Below are 12,150 nucleotides of genomic sequence, written 5' to 3'. Positions count from 1 at the left end.
TTGAAACAAGGAATTTCGAGTCATTTAAAAAAATAAGTCCGTATATGTTCGTAAATACCGAACTAAAGACTTATAAATATTTATAAAAGTTCGTCCATTTTAATAATTGTTGTCAAAAACATAAATTTTATTTTTCATAGTGTCTTGTAGATTACTTAATAATGAACACTCCACATCTTATTTTTTAAAAAGTAACCTAGACCAAAAGCAGCTTTACTGCTTTTCTGGTATAATAAAAAATAAGAAATATTTTAAAGGATTAAGTATGGAAAACAAAGATAGAAAATTGATTGCCATTGATCTTGACGGCACAACGCTTCATAGCGACGGGCGTACAATCAGTCGCTATACAAAATATATTTTTAAACGTATTGAGGAGCAAGGCCACATCATCTGCATCTCCACGGGTCGTCCTTTCCGTATGGCTGTTGATATTTATCGCGAACTCGAACTTAAAAGTCCGATGATCAACTTCAATGGTGCTTTGATTTCCAAGCCAGACAATCGTAATTGGGAGTACACCAAAGGTCATTATATTGATCGTTCATTCGTCTTTGACTTTTTACGCCATCAACAAAACTTTGATTTAGAATTTTTTGCGGTTGAATATCGCCGTAAATTTTTCCTTAATAACTTCAGGAACGTAACCCCTAAACTTTTTGGTGTCGAACAGTTCCATCCCTACAATCGTTTGCGCGCAGATCGTCTCGATGACAATCCGCATGCAGTACTCCTTTCTACACGAGTAAAAGATAAATTTCGTCTGGCCAAGCAAATCCAAGATCATTATAACGGAAAAATCAGTGTAAGTGGCTGGGGCGGTCCTAATGGCGTTTTAGAAATTGTCCCCAAAGGTGTCAGCAAAGCTTCTGGTCTCAAGCATCTTCTCCGTGTTCTCGAAATTCCAAAAGAAAACCTTATAGCATTTGGTGACGAGCATAACGACATCGAAATGTTTAAATTTGCTGAGGAAGCCTATGCTATGAAAAATGCCTCCACTCGCCTCACACCACATGCCACTGAAATTCTTCCGTGGACAAATGATGAGGACGGGGTTGCCCATAAATTAGAAGAACTCTTTTTGAAGTAGTTGCTTATCTAACCCCCAAAAAATAAAAAAACTTCATCAATTGATGAAGTTTTTTATTAATCACGACTGTTTCCCATAAATCCAAAGATTCTCAAGAGTGAGAGGAAAAGGTTGATAAAGTCAAGATAGAGTGATAACGCCATGCTAATCGCCCAGCCGTTACTTACATTACCGTTATTTTGGCGGTAAACATGCTCAATCTTTTGATTGTCCCAAGCAATCAGCCCACTGAAAACGAGGACACTGATGATTGAAGATACAAAGACAACCATTGGACTTCTTAAGAAGATGTTAATAACCCCTGCGATGATTAAACCAATCAGCATACCCATCATGGCACGCCCCATACCTGACAAATCACGTTTAGTTGTACGTCCATAGACTGAAAGACCAAAGAACATTCCAGCAGTTGATACAAAGGCTAAAGTGACATCAGAAGCTGTATAAGCTGCAATTGTGAAGCTCATCATGAAGCCCATCAAGACTGAGAAACCAATAAACATAGGCAAAGCCGTGGGTTTATTTTTCATGGCTGCATTTTGCATTGGGAAGATGAGAATCAGTGGTAAGAACCAAATGATAAGCATTGCAAAACCGGCACGATTCACCAAGTTCTGAGCTGCATCCCAGAAAATATTTATTGTTAAAAAAGATGTGAGTGCTGAAACAGCAACTCCAATTCCGACAATCCCATAAATGCGAGCAAAAAATTGATTCAGCGATACTTGACTTCTATTATTATTTATAAATGGATTTTCCATAGTATCTCCTTTTCTAATATACCTTTAAGACTATTTTACCAAAAATTTACAAGGCTGTCATCAGACTTGAGTCCTAGTTTGGCGTTCTTTCTTCATAATTTTCTTATTTTGACCAATCTATCCCTTTTTGTCCTGTTTTTTCTAAAAAGGTATTAGCTTTCGAAAATGGCTGTGAGCCAAAGAAGCCACGAGAAGCAGAAAGAGGTGAAGGATGTGCAGATTCAAGTATTAAATGCTTAGAAGAATCAATCAGCTTCGCTTTCTTACGTGCATCACCACCCCATAAGAGAAAGACTTTTGGACGATCATCATCCGAAGCAATTTTTATTATCTCATCTGTCAAAGGTTCCCAAATTTTTCCTTTATGAGCATTAGACTTCATCTCAGGGACGGTAAGTACAGCATTGAGCAATAAAACCCCTTGCTCAGCCCAATGTGTTAAATCTGAATCCTCTTTATCAAAGCCCTCGCTTTTAAGTTCTTTCCGAATATTGACAATAGAGTCTGGTCGATTCACCACGAAGGAAGCTGGATAGGAAAAACTTAGTCCCTGAGCTTTACCCGGCTGTGGATAAGGATCCTGTCCAACTAGTACAACTTTGACATCAGCTAAAGCAGTCAATTCAATCGCTCGAAATATCTTATCCTCAGGCGGGTAAACATTACCTTGTGAATAAACGTCATTGATAAAATCAACAAGGGTTGAAAAGTATTCCTGAGGCAATCGTTCTCTTAAAGGTTCACTCCAATCCGTTTTTTTCATTGTCCTTCCTTCTCCTTCGTTTTAATTTGTGCATATTGGCGCAATACGGTTTTTAACTTTTCTGGGGCAGTTTTCCGGAAATCGCTAAGATAAATCTCACGATGATGGAATTCTTTGTGGATAAGTTCATAGCCCTCTGCAGCGGCAAATTCCTCCATCAAAGTAAAAGTTTCAGCTTCATCGTCAAAACTCCCCTTATGCATGGCTTGAATACAAAGTCCGTCTGTAATCTTTTCATATTTTACTTGAGAAAAATCTTGTTTTTTCTTTGAAGCTGTGTCTTTTTTCGCCCACTCAACAATTTCTTCAGTTACAAATTCTGGCATCCGAATCATAACTTTCCAAATCAGTTCTTCTTTACGTAGAGGCTCATTAGCCTTTGGAGCCGTCCGGCTTGTCCACAAACCCTCCAAGGGCGGCACAACAAAACGGTAAAACTGTGGAATCACCACATCTTCTCTTTTGTAGGACATTGAAATAGCATATGCTATAGGATAAAGTGAAGCAATCGCTTCTTGGAAAGCTGTACCAGCTGGTGCACCTTGACCAGAAACAGTCAAATAAGACATCTCAGGTACAGTAATTACTTCAATTTTTTTAGGAAAATAAAACTCTTTTTCAGTCTTTTTAAAATCTACTTTTATAGAATCTGTCATTGTTTGGTATCGGAAATAAGCAGAAAATTATTTCTTTTTTCTACTTTCCTCTCCTTTCTTTGTCGCTGGCGACTCCCTGCCCATGCCACCTATAAATTCAACGTTGTTAATAACATTATTATAACATTTATCTTACATGTTTTATTTCTATCGTCAGCTTCATCCAAAGTTCTCCCATTTTTAGAGTAAAAAAAAATCCTATCAGCAGACAGGAATATTTTTTTGCAATTAAGAATTAGCCCAATTTAGCTGCCAAACGTGATTTGTCACGTGAAGCTTTGTTAGCGTGGATAAGACCTTTTGATGCAGCTTTGTCGATTGCAGAGCTTGCAGCTTTGAATGTGTCTTCGCTTGGTGCAGTTTCAAATTTTTTGATTGCAGTACGCATTGCAGATTTTTGTTGTGAGTTGCGTTCGTTAGCAACAACGTTCAATTCAGCGCGTTTGATTGCAGATTTGATATTAGCCATTATTTCCTCCAAATTTTTGTAATACCTATAAATTATACAGGATTTTTAGCTTTTTAGCAACTGTTTGTCAAAAGAAAATTGAAATATTTTTCTTTTTTCTTGTGTCAAATTGCATATCGCTATTTACATTTTAGAGAATGGTGCTATAATATGAATATGAAATTAGATGAAAATCCATGGTTGACAGATGCCGAGTTTATGAGTTATGTTGGTCACTTTCTTGAAATGCCGGAACTGAAACAGCTTGATGAAATCACACATCACTATACTTCAACACGTTTGATTCATTCAATCAAGGTAAGTTACGTGAGCTATTTAGTTTGTAAAAAGATGGGCTGGAATGCAAAATCTGCTGCCCGTGCAGGTCTCTTACATGACCTTTTCTACTACGATTGGCGCGACACTAAATTTAACAAAAGTCATGCCTATGTTCATCCTCGTATCGCTGCCCGTAATGCAGCAAAAATTACTACCCTTTCTGATCTTGAGTACGACTGCATCGTCAAACATATGTGGGGAGCTACAATAGCACCGCCACGTTATAAAGAAAGCTGGGTTGTTACCTTAGCAGACGATTATGTCGCAATGACTGAAGGCGTAGAAACTGCACGTTTCAAATGGAAAACGCGCAAATACTTTAAACGTCACCTTCCAATTTGAACTATTAGCATAACAATAGTTCATGAGAAACATCTAACCAATGGTTAGATGCTTCTTTTTTTAGTTTTTTAGATGTACAAGAGTTCTAACAGCTTTTTAACCCCAAGTTGGCAGAAATGTGAAATTATAAAGCGTACTATATAAAATTTATAATGTTATTTTATCATTGTAGACTAAAAGAAGGTATAAATTCTACTTCATATTTATACTTTCTAAAATTTTCAGAAGTAAAAAAAATGATGAATGTACCACTTTGTACTATTTTTTTCCTTGTTCAAAAATTAATGACTTCAATATCACAAGGGAAAGCTATTAAATCCTTAAAAATCAGAGCAATTTTAACTTTTCTTAACCGCTACCATGTTATAATATTGATAAGCTTATCGTTCGTAATTTTTTACTCAACTTTATGGAAAGGGGCTTAATATTATGAGTCTTTCAAAAGAACAACGCGTGCATGATTTGGCCTTGTGCATACTAAATAATGTCAATATGACTGAAGGTTTGTTCTCTGCTTTAGAAAAAGCAAATGAACTATCCGTCAGCGATGCTTACCCTAAAAAATATGCTGTAGCTTATACAGTACTAACACAAAAGCTCCAAGATGAACTCACTGATTTTGATGATTTAACTTTTTGAGGCCAAAAATACAAATAAAAAAAGACTGGTTTTAAACCGTCTTTTTTTATTTAAAAATTGCAAAATCAGCTTCCGTAAGCCCAATCAATGGATCAAAATCACCAGAATTAACCAAATCCGCTGTTAAAAAAGGTTCAGTCGAATATGATGCAGAAGTAAAATTTTCTTCAGGAAAAAGCGAAATTTCCTCTGTTTGAGATTGACTAACTTTCACAGTTGTTTCACTCTTGTCATCATCCAAAGTTTGCTTTATTTCTTCTACAGGCTCTGCTTTGCCAGTAAATCGCTCCTTTAAGAAAGTTTTTCGATTGGCACTTTCTTTTTGAACAGCTTGGGCAAAGGCTTTTTGTTCTCCAATAAGAATTAGACTTTGTTTGGCTCGCGTAATTGCTGTATACAAGAGATTACGTTCCAGCATCCTTGAATAGGACGAAACCATTGGAACAACAACTGTTGAAAACTCACTCCCTTGCGACTTATGAATAGACATTGCGTAAGCTAAGGTAATTTTATACCACTCTGCGCGAGGATAGCTCACTTCCTGACCATCAAAATCCATCACGATTTCGTCTTGCTTGCTTTCTGTATGTTTTGCTGGAATAAGCTCAACAATCCTCCCTAAATCTCCATTAAAAACATTGTTTTCTGCATCATTGACTAAATGGAGAACTTTATCATCCTCTCGAAAATGAATATCCTGATAATTAAACTCTTGTCGCTCATCAAGAGGGTTAAACAATTCTTGCAACAAACCATTTAAGGTGTTTATACCAGCTACACCTTTATACATCGGTGCTAAAATCTGCAATTCAAAAGGATTATTTCCTCTTTTTTTCCACGCAGTCGCCACTTGTTTCACAAGATGAGCAACTTGTCCTGTTCCAGCTTCAAAATAAGAACGATCGGGATGACGGCTAGTAAAATCTTGTGGCAAACGGCCTTCCTTAATCTCATGAGCAAGGTCAATAATCGTCGATTCAGCTCCTTGACGGAAGATTTTATCCAAGCGAACTGAAGGAATCTCTGGAAGCTTCAGCAAGTCTGCAAAGACTTGCCCAGGACCAACTGACGGCAGCTGATCTGCATCGCCTACAAAGAGTACTTTCATGGAAGGAGGAATGGCTTGTAAAAGTTTATTTGCTAACCAGGTATCTACCATTGAAAATTCATCTACAATTAAAAGTGAACCCGCAAGATCATTACTTTCCATACCCATTGCTTCATCAGTGTTTAAACCTAAATGGCGATGAAGCGTTGCTGCTGGTAAGCCAGTAAGTTCATTCATTCGGCGACTCGCTCTTCCTGTTGGTGCTGCCAGGAGAATAGGGAAAACATCATCATGATAATGCCCAGGATCTAAATCAATGTCATGAAGCTGTGCATAAGTTTCGATAAAACCATTGATAATCGTTGTTTTACCTGTTCCTGGTCCACCGGTTAAAATGAAGAACTGACTATTTAAAGCTTGAAAAATGGCTTCTTTCTGCAGTTTATCGTAGCGAATACCGAGCTTAGTTTCCACTTGCTCAATATTTTTCAAGATTTTTTCATCTGAGAAGGTCTGAGTACTACGTCCAATAAGTTTTTTGAGGTATTCACTAATGCCTTGCTCAGCAAAATAAAGGGAATTTTCAAATATTTTAGTTTCTTCTTGTTGCATTTTACCGTCTTCAAGCAGATGGTTGATTTCTTCAGCCACAGTCTCTGGGCTAACTTCTATCTGGCGTGCTTCTTCCAAAACTTGGATCGTTTGTTGCAAAAGATCACGCGCTTCAATATAAGTATCGCCCGTAATTAAAGGGTGTGTTTTAACCACATGCATCAATCCCGCTCTAAAGCGGTCACTACTATCTGCTGCAATTCCCAATTCTTGAGCAATTTGGTCCGCTGTTTTAAAGCCAATTCCTTTGATATCTTCAACCAACTGGTAAGGATTCTTGGCGATAATATCCAAGGTTTGATCTTTGTAAAGCTCATGAATTTGAAATTGGAGCTTACTGGGGATACCATATTCTGCAAGCTTTGATAAAATCTTTTCCACACCATGATTGTCACGAAGTCTTTTAATAAAGGAATTTTTCTTTACTAAAGGAAGGATATCGTCTAATTCTTCCGGCTTACTTAAGATACTGTCAACTGTATCATCAGGAAAAAGAGCCACGATTCTTTCTGCCGTCTTTTTACCAATCCCAGGAAATTTATCAGAAGAAAAGTATTTAATTAGTCCTGCAGCACTGGTCGGTACAGCTTTTTCATAAGTTTCAACTTGAAGCTGCTCCCCATATTTTGGATGTGTCGTAAGTTTACCATAGAAGGTATAACTGTCCCCTTCGATCAACTCCCCAATTGTTCCGGTTACAACAATTTCGTAATCTTCATAATCGCTATTGGTATCATCCACTTCTACTAAAAGTACTTTATAAAAATTACTAGGATTACTAAAGAAAATCGCTTCAATTGTTCCGGTAAAATATATTTTTTCTGTCATAACACTTTATTCCAGTGCAACAGCTCAAAACGTTGACCTTTCGTTTCTAAAACAGTTACACTATTATTGGCTAAGCCACCAGCTGTACGTAACTCTTGTAGCGGAAAGCCCGCTAAATGTCGCATTCCCGCTGTCCCTGAAGCACCATGACCGACCAATAATATATTTTCAGCCTCTTGCTTTTTGAGGTCATTTGCTAAACTATCAAAACGTGCTAAAACATTAGCTACTGTTTCCGCTCCAAAATGGCGCCCATCAAAATTTTGCAATTCATTCCGAGAAGCAAACATTTCATCTGGATACTTCAAGAGTGCATTTGCGACCAACTGGCCTTCCAGCTGACCAAAATTCCATTCGGAAAGGCGAATATCTGTATTTACTGGCAAAGCAGTTAACAATTTTGCGGTTGTCACAGCACGTGGCTGCGGGCTAGAAATCACTTTATCAAATTGGACAATTTGTCCCAGTCTTTCATTTACTCGGGCTATCGCCTTATAGGATTCCGGCAAAAGAGGCGAGTCCCCTTTTTGACCTTGGAGCCTTTTTTCGAGGTTCCATTGCGTTTTACCGTGTCTTACAAAATAGATTTTCATTTTAATTCCTGAATTTCTTTAATTATTTCTTCTGGTTTTTTGTCCTTGGTTTCAATAATAATATCCGCTACTTCTTCGTAGAATTTTTCACGCTGCATAAACAATTGTTCTACGTCTTGTACGGGTTGTGTAGCCAACGGTCTTTTATTCTTTTGATCAGTAAGAATACGTTCATAGAGCGTTTCAAAATCTGCCTTGAGATAAACGACATTTTTCAGCTTTTTCAGACAGTCCCGATTTTCTACAAGTTGAACAATGCCGCCACCTGTGGCAACATTAAATCCTGAGAGCACCGCTGCCTCAAGTGTTTCTCTTTCAATTTGTCGAAATTTAGCTTCGCCATATTCCTGAAAAAATTGCATAATGGGCATTCCAATCTCTTGTTCAATGGCTTGATCAAGGTCAATAAAGTTTTCCTTATTTAGAGCCCTTGCAATCGTTGATTTCCCCGCGCCCATAAACCCAATCAACACTACTGCCATTCTCGTTCCTCCTTGCTTGTCCCAAGTAAACCTTTCAGATCGTCAAAGAAAGTTGGATAACTTGTTTTAATGGCTTGACTTCCTTCTAAAACAACTTCTCCTTCTTGTACAAGAAGCGCCGCAATTGCTGTCATCATACCGATACGATGATCACCGTGCGTATTGATGTCTTTATGAGGCGCATGAAGGTTTGTCTTCCCTCTAATCTTCATCCCATCCGCTGTGGGTGTAACATCAGCTCCCATCGCTTTTAAGATTTCCGATACAACTGAGATACGATCCGTTTCTTTGACACGAAGCTCTTCCGCATCTGCAATAACCGTTTCACCCTCAGCTTGTGTAGCTAAAAGAGCAATAATCGGCAGCTCATCAATCAACCTTGGAATCAAATCGCCCGATATCTGGGTTGCAGTCAATGTGCTATAACGAATTTTGAGTGTAGCGGCTATCGCAGTTTGGTTGGTGATTTCAACTTTTCCTCCCATAGCAGTAACAACATCAATTATTCCTGTTCGTGTGGCATTGATACCAACATTTTGCAGTTCAATATTGCTTCCTGGAATAATTAAAGCAGCAACAATCCAAAAAGCTGCTGAGGAAATATCTCCAGGCACTGTAATTTCTTGACCTTCTAACTTTTGTCCACCTCTTATTCGGATACGCTTTCCCGATACTGTAAGTTCTCCACCAAACTGTTGAAGCATTTCTTCGGTATGATTTCGTGTTACCGCTTTTTCCACAATTTCTGATATTTGATTACTCTTTGTTTGTAGTGCGGCAAAAATCAAAGCTGATTTTACTTGTGCAGAGGCTACAGGCAGTTGATAGTTAATAGACTGCAGTTGTCTCCCTTGAATTTCTAAAGGTGGCAGACAAGCTTCTCCTTGACCAGAGATTTTTGCTCCCATTAATTTTAATGGGTGAGCAATACGATCCATTGGGCGACGCGAGAGTGAAGCATCACCAATTAATTTTGTTTCAAAGTCTAAACCAGCGAGAATCCCTGACATTAATCGCATCGATGTTCCTGAATTTCCCATATCCAAGGGCTTATCCGCTGGCTGTAAGCCCTCAAAGCCCTGTCCTTGAATATAGATTATCCCCTCTTTATCTTCAATTTTGACACCCAAGTCTTGGAAAGCTTGCATTGTAGCTGTGACATCTTCAGCTCGCAAAATACGCTTTACCCTTGTTTGACCATGTGAAATCGCCCCAAACATTATGGAGCGGTGAGAAATTGATTTATCCCCAGGAACAGTAAGTTTGCCTGTGAGTGATTTTGCCTTTATTTCGAGTTTCATTGCGTTTCAAACTTTCTTCTCTACGATTTATCTTCTATTATAGCACAAGTCAAGAGCTGTAATATTGTATTGTTTTTCTTGACCTTATATCAAAAAAACCACTACGCGCAAGTGGTTTTTTAGTTTTTTGTTTTTAAATATTCTTCTTTCGTCAAGATCCAATAGTCACACAGGACAGAACGTCCCTCTTTTGCCATATATGTATAGACTTGACCCGTTTTTCGCATGCCAATCTTTTCCATTACACGTCCTGACTTTGGATTTTCTGCATCATGTTCTGCTACAATAATTTTTACATCAAGCTGGTTAAAAGCCAAATCTCTAAGGGAAGCGGCAGCCTCTGGCATTAGCCCTCTCCCCCAAAAGTTACGATTAAGCACCCAACCAAATACAGCTTGATCTCCGTCGAGCCTTAAATCAATGGTTCCAATCATTTTTTCGCTCTGCTTATCCACAATTGCCCAGCAAAATAAGCGATGTGGTATAAAATACTCCACAATACTTTCTTCGGTCATAGCTAAATCTTTATGTGCGGGAAATGAAACATAACGTACAACTTCTGGATCACTTGCATATTCAAAAAGGTCTTCTTTGTCCGCAAGTTCTACTTTTCTAAAAATTAAACGTTCTGTTTCAAAATTTTGATGTTGTGCAAGTATTACTTGTTTATTGTTCATTTTTTTTCACCTCAACGGTTGTTCCTTCGCCTAGCTCTGAGCTTATCTTAATACAAAAGTCAAGTCGATCCAAAATGAGTTTTGTTAAGTACAAGCCTAAACCCGATGCTTTATAATAGCTGCGACCGTTATAGCCTGTGAAACCATGCTCAAATATGCGTGGCAAATCTTCGGGTAAAATCCCTATTCCTGTATCACTTAAAATAATTTTATTTTCTTCGATACTAATTGTTAAACTGCCTTCATTTGTATATTTTATAGCATTATTGAGTAACTGCTCTATTGCCAAGCTGAACCATTTGCGATCTGTAGTAATTTCCCAGTCACCTGAAATAGTGACGGATAAATTTTTCTGGATGAAAAAACTGCTGTATTTTTTGAGCAGTTCTCGCAAAAGGGCAGCGACAGAAAATTTCTCAAAATGAAAATCTGTTGAAATATTGGCTATACGTTGGTATTCCAATAACATTTTTAAGTAATTATCCAAAGCGAAAGTTTGGTTTTTTAATTCGATTGGATTAATTTCTGTTTGTGCCATTAAATCGATTGCGGCCAAAGGGATTTTCATTTGATGGGACCAAACTTTGATAATATCTTCTGTTTCTTTAATGTGTTTTTCTTTTGCACGCAGGTTTTCTTCCAAATCCAAAAGCTCATGTTTCAAGTCACATAAGAGTGCTTCTCTATTCGCCCATCGAAAATATGAGGAAACCAAGTAAATCACAAATACAATCAAAGCAAGAATAGTTGCATTGATAAGGGATTCAATCGGAAGATGCCAGAGTAAAAAGTTGCTCACAAAGATAAAGAGCATCACCAGAAACACGCCGATTTGTGCAATTTTTGTCTGCAAAAACCGCTTTATTTTACTCCAAGGCATAGCCTACACCTCGTTTCGTTACCAAATGTGCAAATCCAATTTCAGCTAGTTTTTTACGTAAACGTGTCATTTTTACATTTAAAGTATTACTGTCGATAAATTCATCTGTTTGCCACAGTTCTTGAAGAATAGCTTCTTTGCTTACAACAGTTCCGTTAGCTCTAAAAAGAACACTCAAGATCTTGTTTTCGGAAGGTGTGAGATCAATCTGACTTTCCCCTGATTTTACCATATTGTCTGATAAAATAAAGCCGGAAAATTCTAATTTCTCAGGGCCAGAAAAGTTGTAAGAACGACGAAGCAATGCCTTTATTTTGGCCTGCAAGATATCCAAGGAGAAAGGTTTTGTAACAAAATCATCAGCTCCTTGATTCATGGCTGTGACTTGGTTCATATCATCACTCATCGACGAGATAAAAATAATCGGAATTTGTGAGACTTTGCGTAATTCTGTTGTCCAGTAAAAACCATTATAAAAGGGTAAACCAATATCCATTAAGACTAAGTCCGGATCTGCTTCCAATATTTCCTGCTTAACTGCCCGAAAATTTAAAACAGAATAGACCTGAAAGTCACTTTTCAAGGCATTAGTCAACATTTTAACAATCGTTTTATCGTCTTCAACAATAAAAATTTTGGGCATTTTTTCCTCCCGAACTTGCGGATCTGTTATCACTTGTTCTTTTTTCAC

Annotated in this window: 14 protein-coding genes; 3 read left to right on the top strand and 11 right to left on the bottom strand. The window is 37.8% G+C overall.

Translation table 11 applies throughout. The annotated features are described in order from the left end of the window. Window positions 1-265: 265 nt before the first annotated feature. The gene (locus J0J35_RS00455; protein ID WP_019293090.1) at window positions 266-1,090 is read left to right on the top strand and encodes a Cof-type HAD-IIB family hydrolase; all 825 of its coding nucleotides are present in this window, start codon (window positions 266-268) and stop codon (window positions 1,088-1,090) included. A 56-nt stretch (window positions 1,091-1,146) separates the two neighbouring features. Here J0J35_RS00455 and J0J35_RS00450 read toward each other — a convergent pair whose 3' ends face one another. The 4 genes from J0J35_RS00450 to rpsT all read right to left on the bottom strand — a co-directional run bounded on the left by J0J35_RS00450 (window position 1,147) and on the right by rpsT (window position 3,739). Next, entirely contained in the window at window positions 1,147-1,851 is a 705-nt protein-coding gene (locus tag J0J35_RS00450; protein ID WP_004258993.1) for a Bax inhibitor-1/YccA family protein, read from the bottom strand. 103 nt (window positions 1,852-1,954) lie between these two features. Beyond that, window positions 1,955-2,614: a uracil-DNA glycosylase gene (locus J0J35_RS00445; RefSeq protein WP_019292050.1), complete on the bottom strand. Its 660-nt coding sequence runs from the start codon at window positions 2,612-2,614 to the stop codon at window positions 1,955-1,957. After that, window positions 2,611-3,270, bottom strand: a complete 660-nt coding sequence (locus tag J0J35_RS00440; protein ID WP_019293092.1) for a GyrI-like domain-containing protein — start codon at window positions 3,268-3,270, stop codon at window positions 2,611-2,613. The genes J0J35_RS00445 and J0J35_RS00440 overlap by 4 nt, the downstream gene beginning before the upstream one ends. A 235-nt stretch (window positions 3,271-3,505) precedes the next feature. Further along, a complete protein-coding gene (gene rpsT, locus J0J35_RS00435; protein WP_004259004.1) occupies window positions 3,506-3,739 on the bottom strand; it encodes a 30S ribosomal protein S20 in 234 nt (77 codons plus the stop codon). Window positions 3,740-3,889: 150 nt separating this feature from the next. Between rpsT and J0J35_RS00430 the strand changes: the two genes are divergently transcribed. Together J0J35_RS00430 and J0J35_RS00425 are read left to right on the top strand one after the other, a co-directional pair. Continuing rightward, window positions 3,890-4,399: an HD domain-containing protein gene (locus tag J0J35_RS00430; RefSeq protein ID WP_017368896.1), complete on the top strand. Its 510-nt coding sequence runs from the start codon at window positions 3,890-3,892 to the stop codon at window positions 4,397-4,399. A 429-nt stretch (window positions 4,400-4,828) separates the two neighbouring features. Next, on the top strand, window positions 4,829-5,038 hold the full coding sequence (locus J0J35_RS00425; RefSeq protein ID WP_019292052.1) for a hypothetical protein: 210 nt from the start codon (window positions 4,829-4,831) through the stop codon (window positions 5,036-5,038). Between the two features lie 46 nt (window positions 5,039-5,084). Here the strand turns inward: J0J35_RS00425 and J0J35_RS00420 are convergent, their stop codons facing one another. The 7 genes from J0J35_RS00420 to J0J35_RS00390 all read right to left on the bottom strand — a co-directional run bounded on the left by J0J35_RS00420 (window position 5,085) and on the right by J0J35_RS00390 (window position 12,102). Next, on the bottom strand, window positions 5,085-7,526 hold the full coding sequence (locus tag J0J35_RS00420; RefSeq protein ID WP_206917046.1) for an ATP-dependent RecD-like DNA helicase: 2,442 nt from the start codon (window positions 7,524-7,526) through the stop codon (window positions 5,085-5,087). Next, window positions 7,523-8,119 (bottom strand): histidine phosphatase family protein, encoded by a 597-nt coding sequence (locus J0J35_RS00415; RefSeq protein WP_019292054.1) that lies wholly within the window; start codon window positions 8,117-8,119, stop codon window positions 7,523-7,525. The genes J0J35_RS00420 and J0J35_RS00415 overlap by 4 nt, the downstream gene beginning before the upstream one ends. After that, window positions 8,116-8,601, bottom strand: coding sequence for a shikimate kinase (locus tag J0J35_RS00410; protein WP_117517173.1), 486 nt, complete (start codon window positions 8,599-8,601; stop codon window positions 8,116-8,118). The genes J0J35_RS00415 and J0J35_RS00410 overlap by 4 nt, the downstream gene beginning before the upstream one ends. Then, the gene (gene aroA, locus J0J35_RS00405; protein ID WP_206917044.1) at window positions 8,592-9,902 is read right to left on the bottom strand and encodes a 3-phosphoshikimate 1-carboxyvinyltransferase; all 1,311 of its coding nucleotides are present in this window, start codon (window positions 9,900-9,902) and stop codon (window positions 8,592-8,594) included. Before aroA ends, J0J35_RS00410 begins: the two co-directional genes overlap by 10 nt. 119 nt (window positions 9,903-10,021) lie before the next feature. Then, entirely contained in the window at window positions 10,022-10,579 is a 558-nt protein-coding gene (locus J0J35_RS00400) for a GNAT family N-acetyltransferase (RefSeq protein WP_019292057.1), read from the bottom strand. Then, window positions 10,569-11,459 carry a HAMP domain-containing sensor histidine kinase gene (locus tag J0J35_RS00395; protein ID WP_040086577.1) on the bottom strand — a complete coding sequence of 297 codons (891 nt, stop codon included), beginning with the start codon at window positions 11,457-11,459 and terminating at the stop codon, window positions 10,569-10,571. The genes J0J35_RS00400 and J0J35_RS00395 overlap by 11 nt, the downstream gene beginning before the upstream one ends. Beyond that, the gene (locus J0J35_RS00390) at window positions 11,446-12,102 is read right to left on the bottom strand and encodes a response regulator transcription factor (protein WP_206917042.1); all 657 of its coding nucleotides are present in this window, start codon (window positions 12,100-12,102) and stop codon (window positions 11,446-11,448) included. The genes J0J35_RS00395 and J0J35_RS00390 overlap by 14 nt, the downstream gene beginning before the upstream one ends. Between the last annotated feature and the right edge of the window lie 48 nt (window positions 12,103-12,150).

Origin of the sequence: Lactococcus sp. LG606 (assembly GCF_017309645.1) — a bacterium.
Taxonomy (GTDB): Bacteria; Bacillota; Bacilli; order Lactobacillales; family Streptococcaceae; genus Lactococcus; species Lactococcus petauri.
This window is presented reverse-complemented; position numbering and strand designations above follow the sequence as displayed.

Excerpts from the sequence above, each read along its gene's own strand:
- J0J35_RS00455 (WP_019293090.1), top strand. The coding sequence starts at position 266 with ATGGAAAACAAAGATAGAAAATTGATTGCCATTGATCTTGACGGCACA.
- J0J35_RS00450 (WP_004258993.1), bottom strand. The coding sequence starts at position 1,851 with ATGGAAAATCCATTTATAAATAATAATAGAAGTCAAGTATCGCTGAAT.
- J0J35_RS00445 (WP_019292050.1), bottom strand. The coding sequence starts at position 2,614 with ATGAAAAAAACGGATTGGAGTGAACCTTTAAGAGAACGATTGCCTCAG.
- J0J35_RS00440 (WP_019293092.1), bottom strand. The coding sequence starts at position 3,270 with ATGACAGATTCTATAAAAGTAGATTTTAAAAAGACTGAAAAAGAGTTT.
- rpsT (WP_004259004.1), bottom strand. The coding sequence starts at position 3,739 with ATGGCTAATATCAAATCTGCAATCAAACGCGCTGAATTGAACGTTGTT.
- J0J35_RS00430 (WP_017368896.1), top strand. The coding sequence starts at position 3,890 with ATGAATATGAAATTAGATGAAAATCCATGGTTGACAGATGCCGAGTTT.
- J0J35_RS00425 (WP_019292052.1), top strand. The coding sequence starts at position 4,829 with ATGAGTCTTTCAAAAGAACAACGCGTGCATGATTTGGCCTTGTGCATA.
- J0J35_RS00420 (WP_206917046.1), bottom strand. The coding sequence starts at position 7,526 with ATGACAGAAAAAATATATTTTACCGGAACAATTGAAGCGATTTTCTTT.
- J0J35_RS00415 (WP_019292054.1), bottom strand. The coding sequence starts at position 8,119 with ATGAAAATCTATTTTGTAAGACACGGTAAAACGCAATGGAACCTCGAA.
- J0J35_RS00410 (WP_117517173.1), bottom strand. The coding sequence starts at position 8,601 with ATGGCAGTAGTGTTGATTGGGTTTATGGGCGCGGGGAAATCAACGATT.
- aroA (WP_206917044.1), bottom strand. The coding sequence starts at position 9,902 with ATGAAACTCGAAATAAAGGCAAAATCACTCACAGGCAAACTTACTGTT.
- J0J35_RS00400 (WP_019292057.1), bottom strand. The coding sequence starts at position 10,579 with ATGAACAATAAACAAGTAATACTTGCACAACATCAAAATTTTGAAACA.
- J0J35_RS00395 (WP_040086577.1), bottom strand. The coding sequence starts at position 11,459 with ATGCCTTGGAGTAAAATAAAGCGGTTTTTGCAGACAAAAATTGCACAA.
- J0J35_RS00390 (WP_206917042.1), bottom strand. The coding sequence starts at position 12,102 with ATGCCCAAAATTTTTATTGTTGAAGACGATAAAACGATTGTTAAAATG.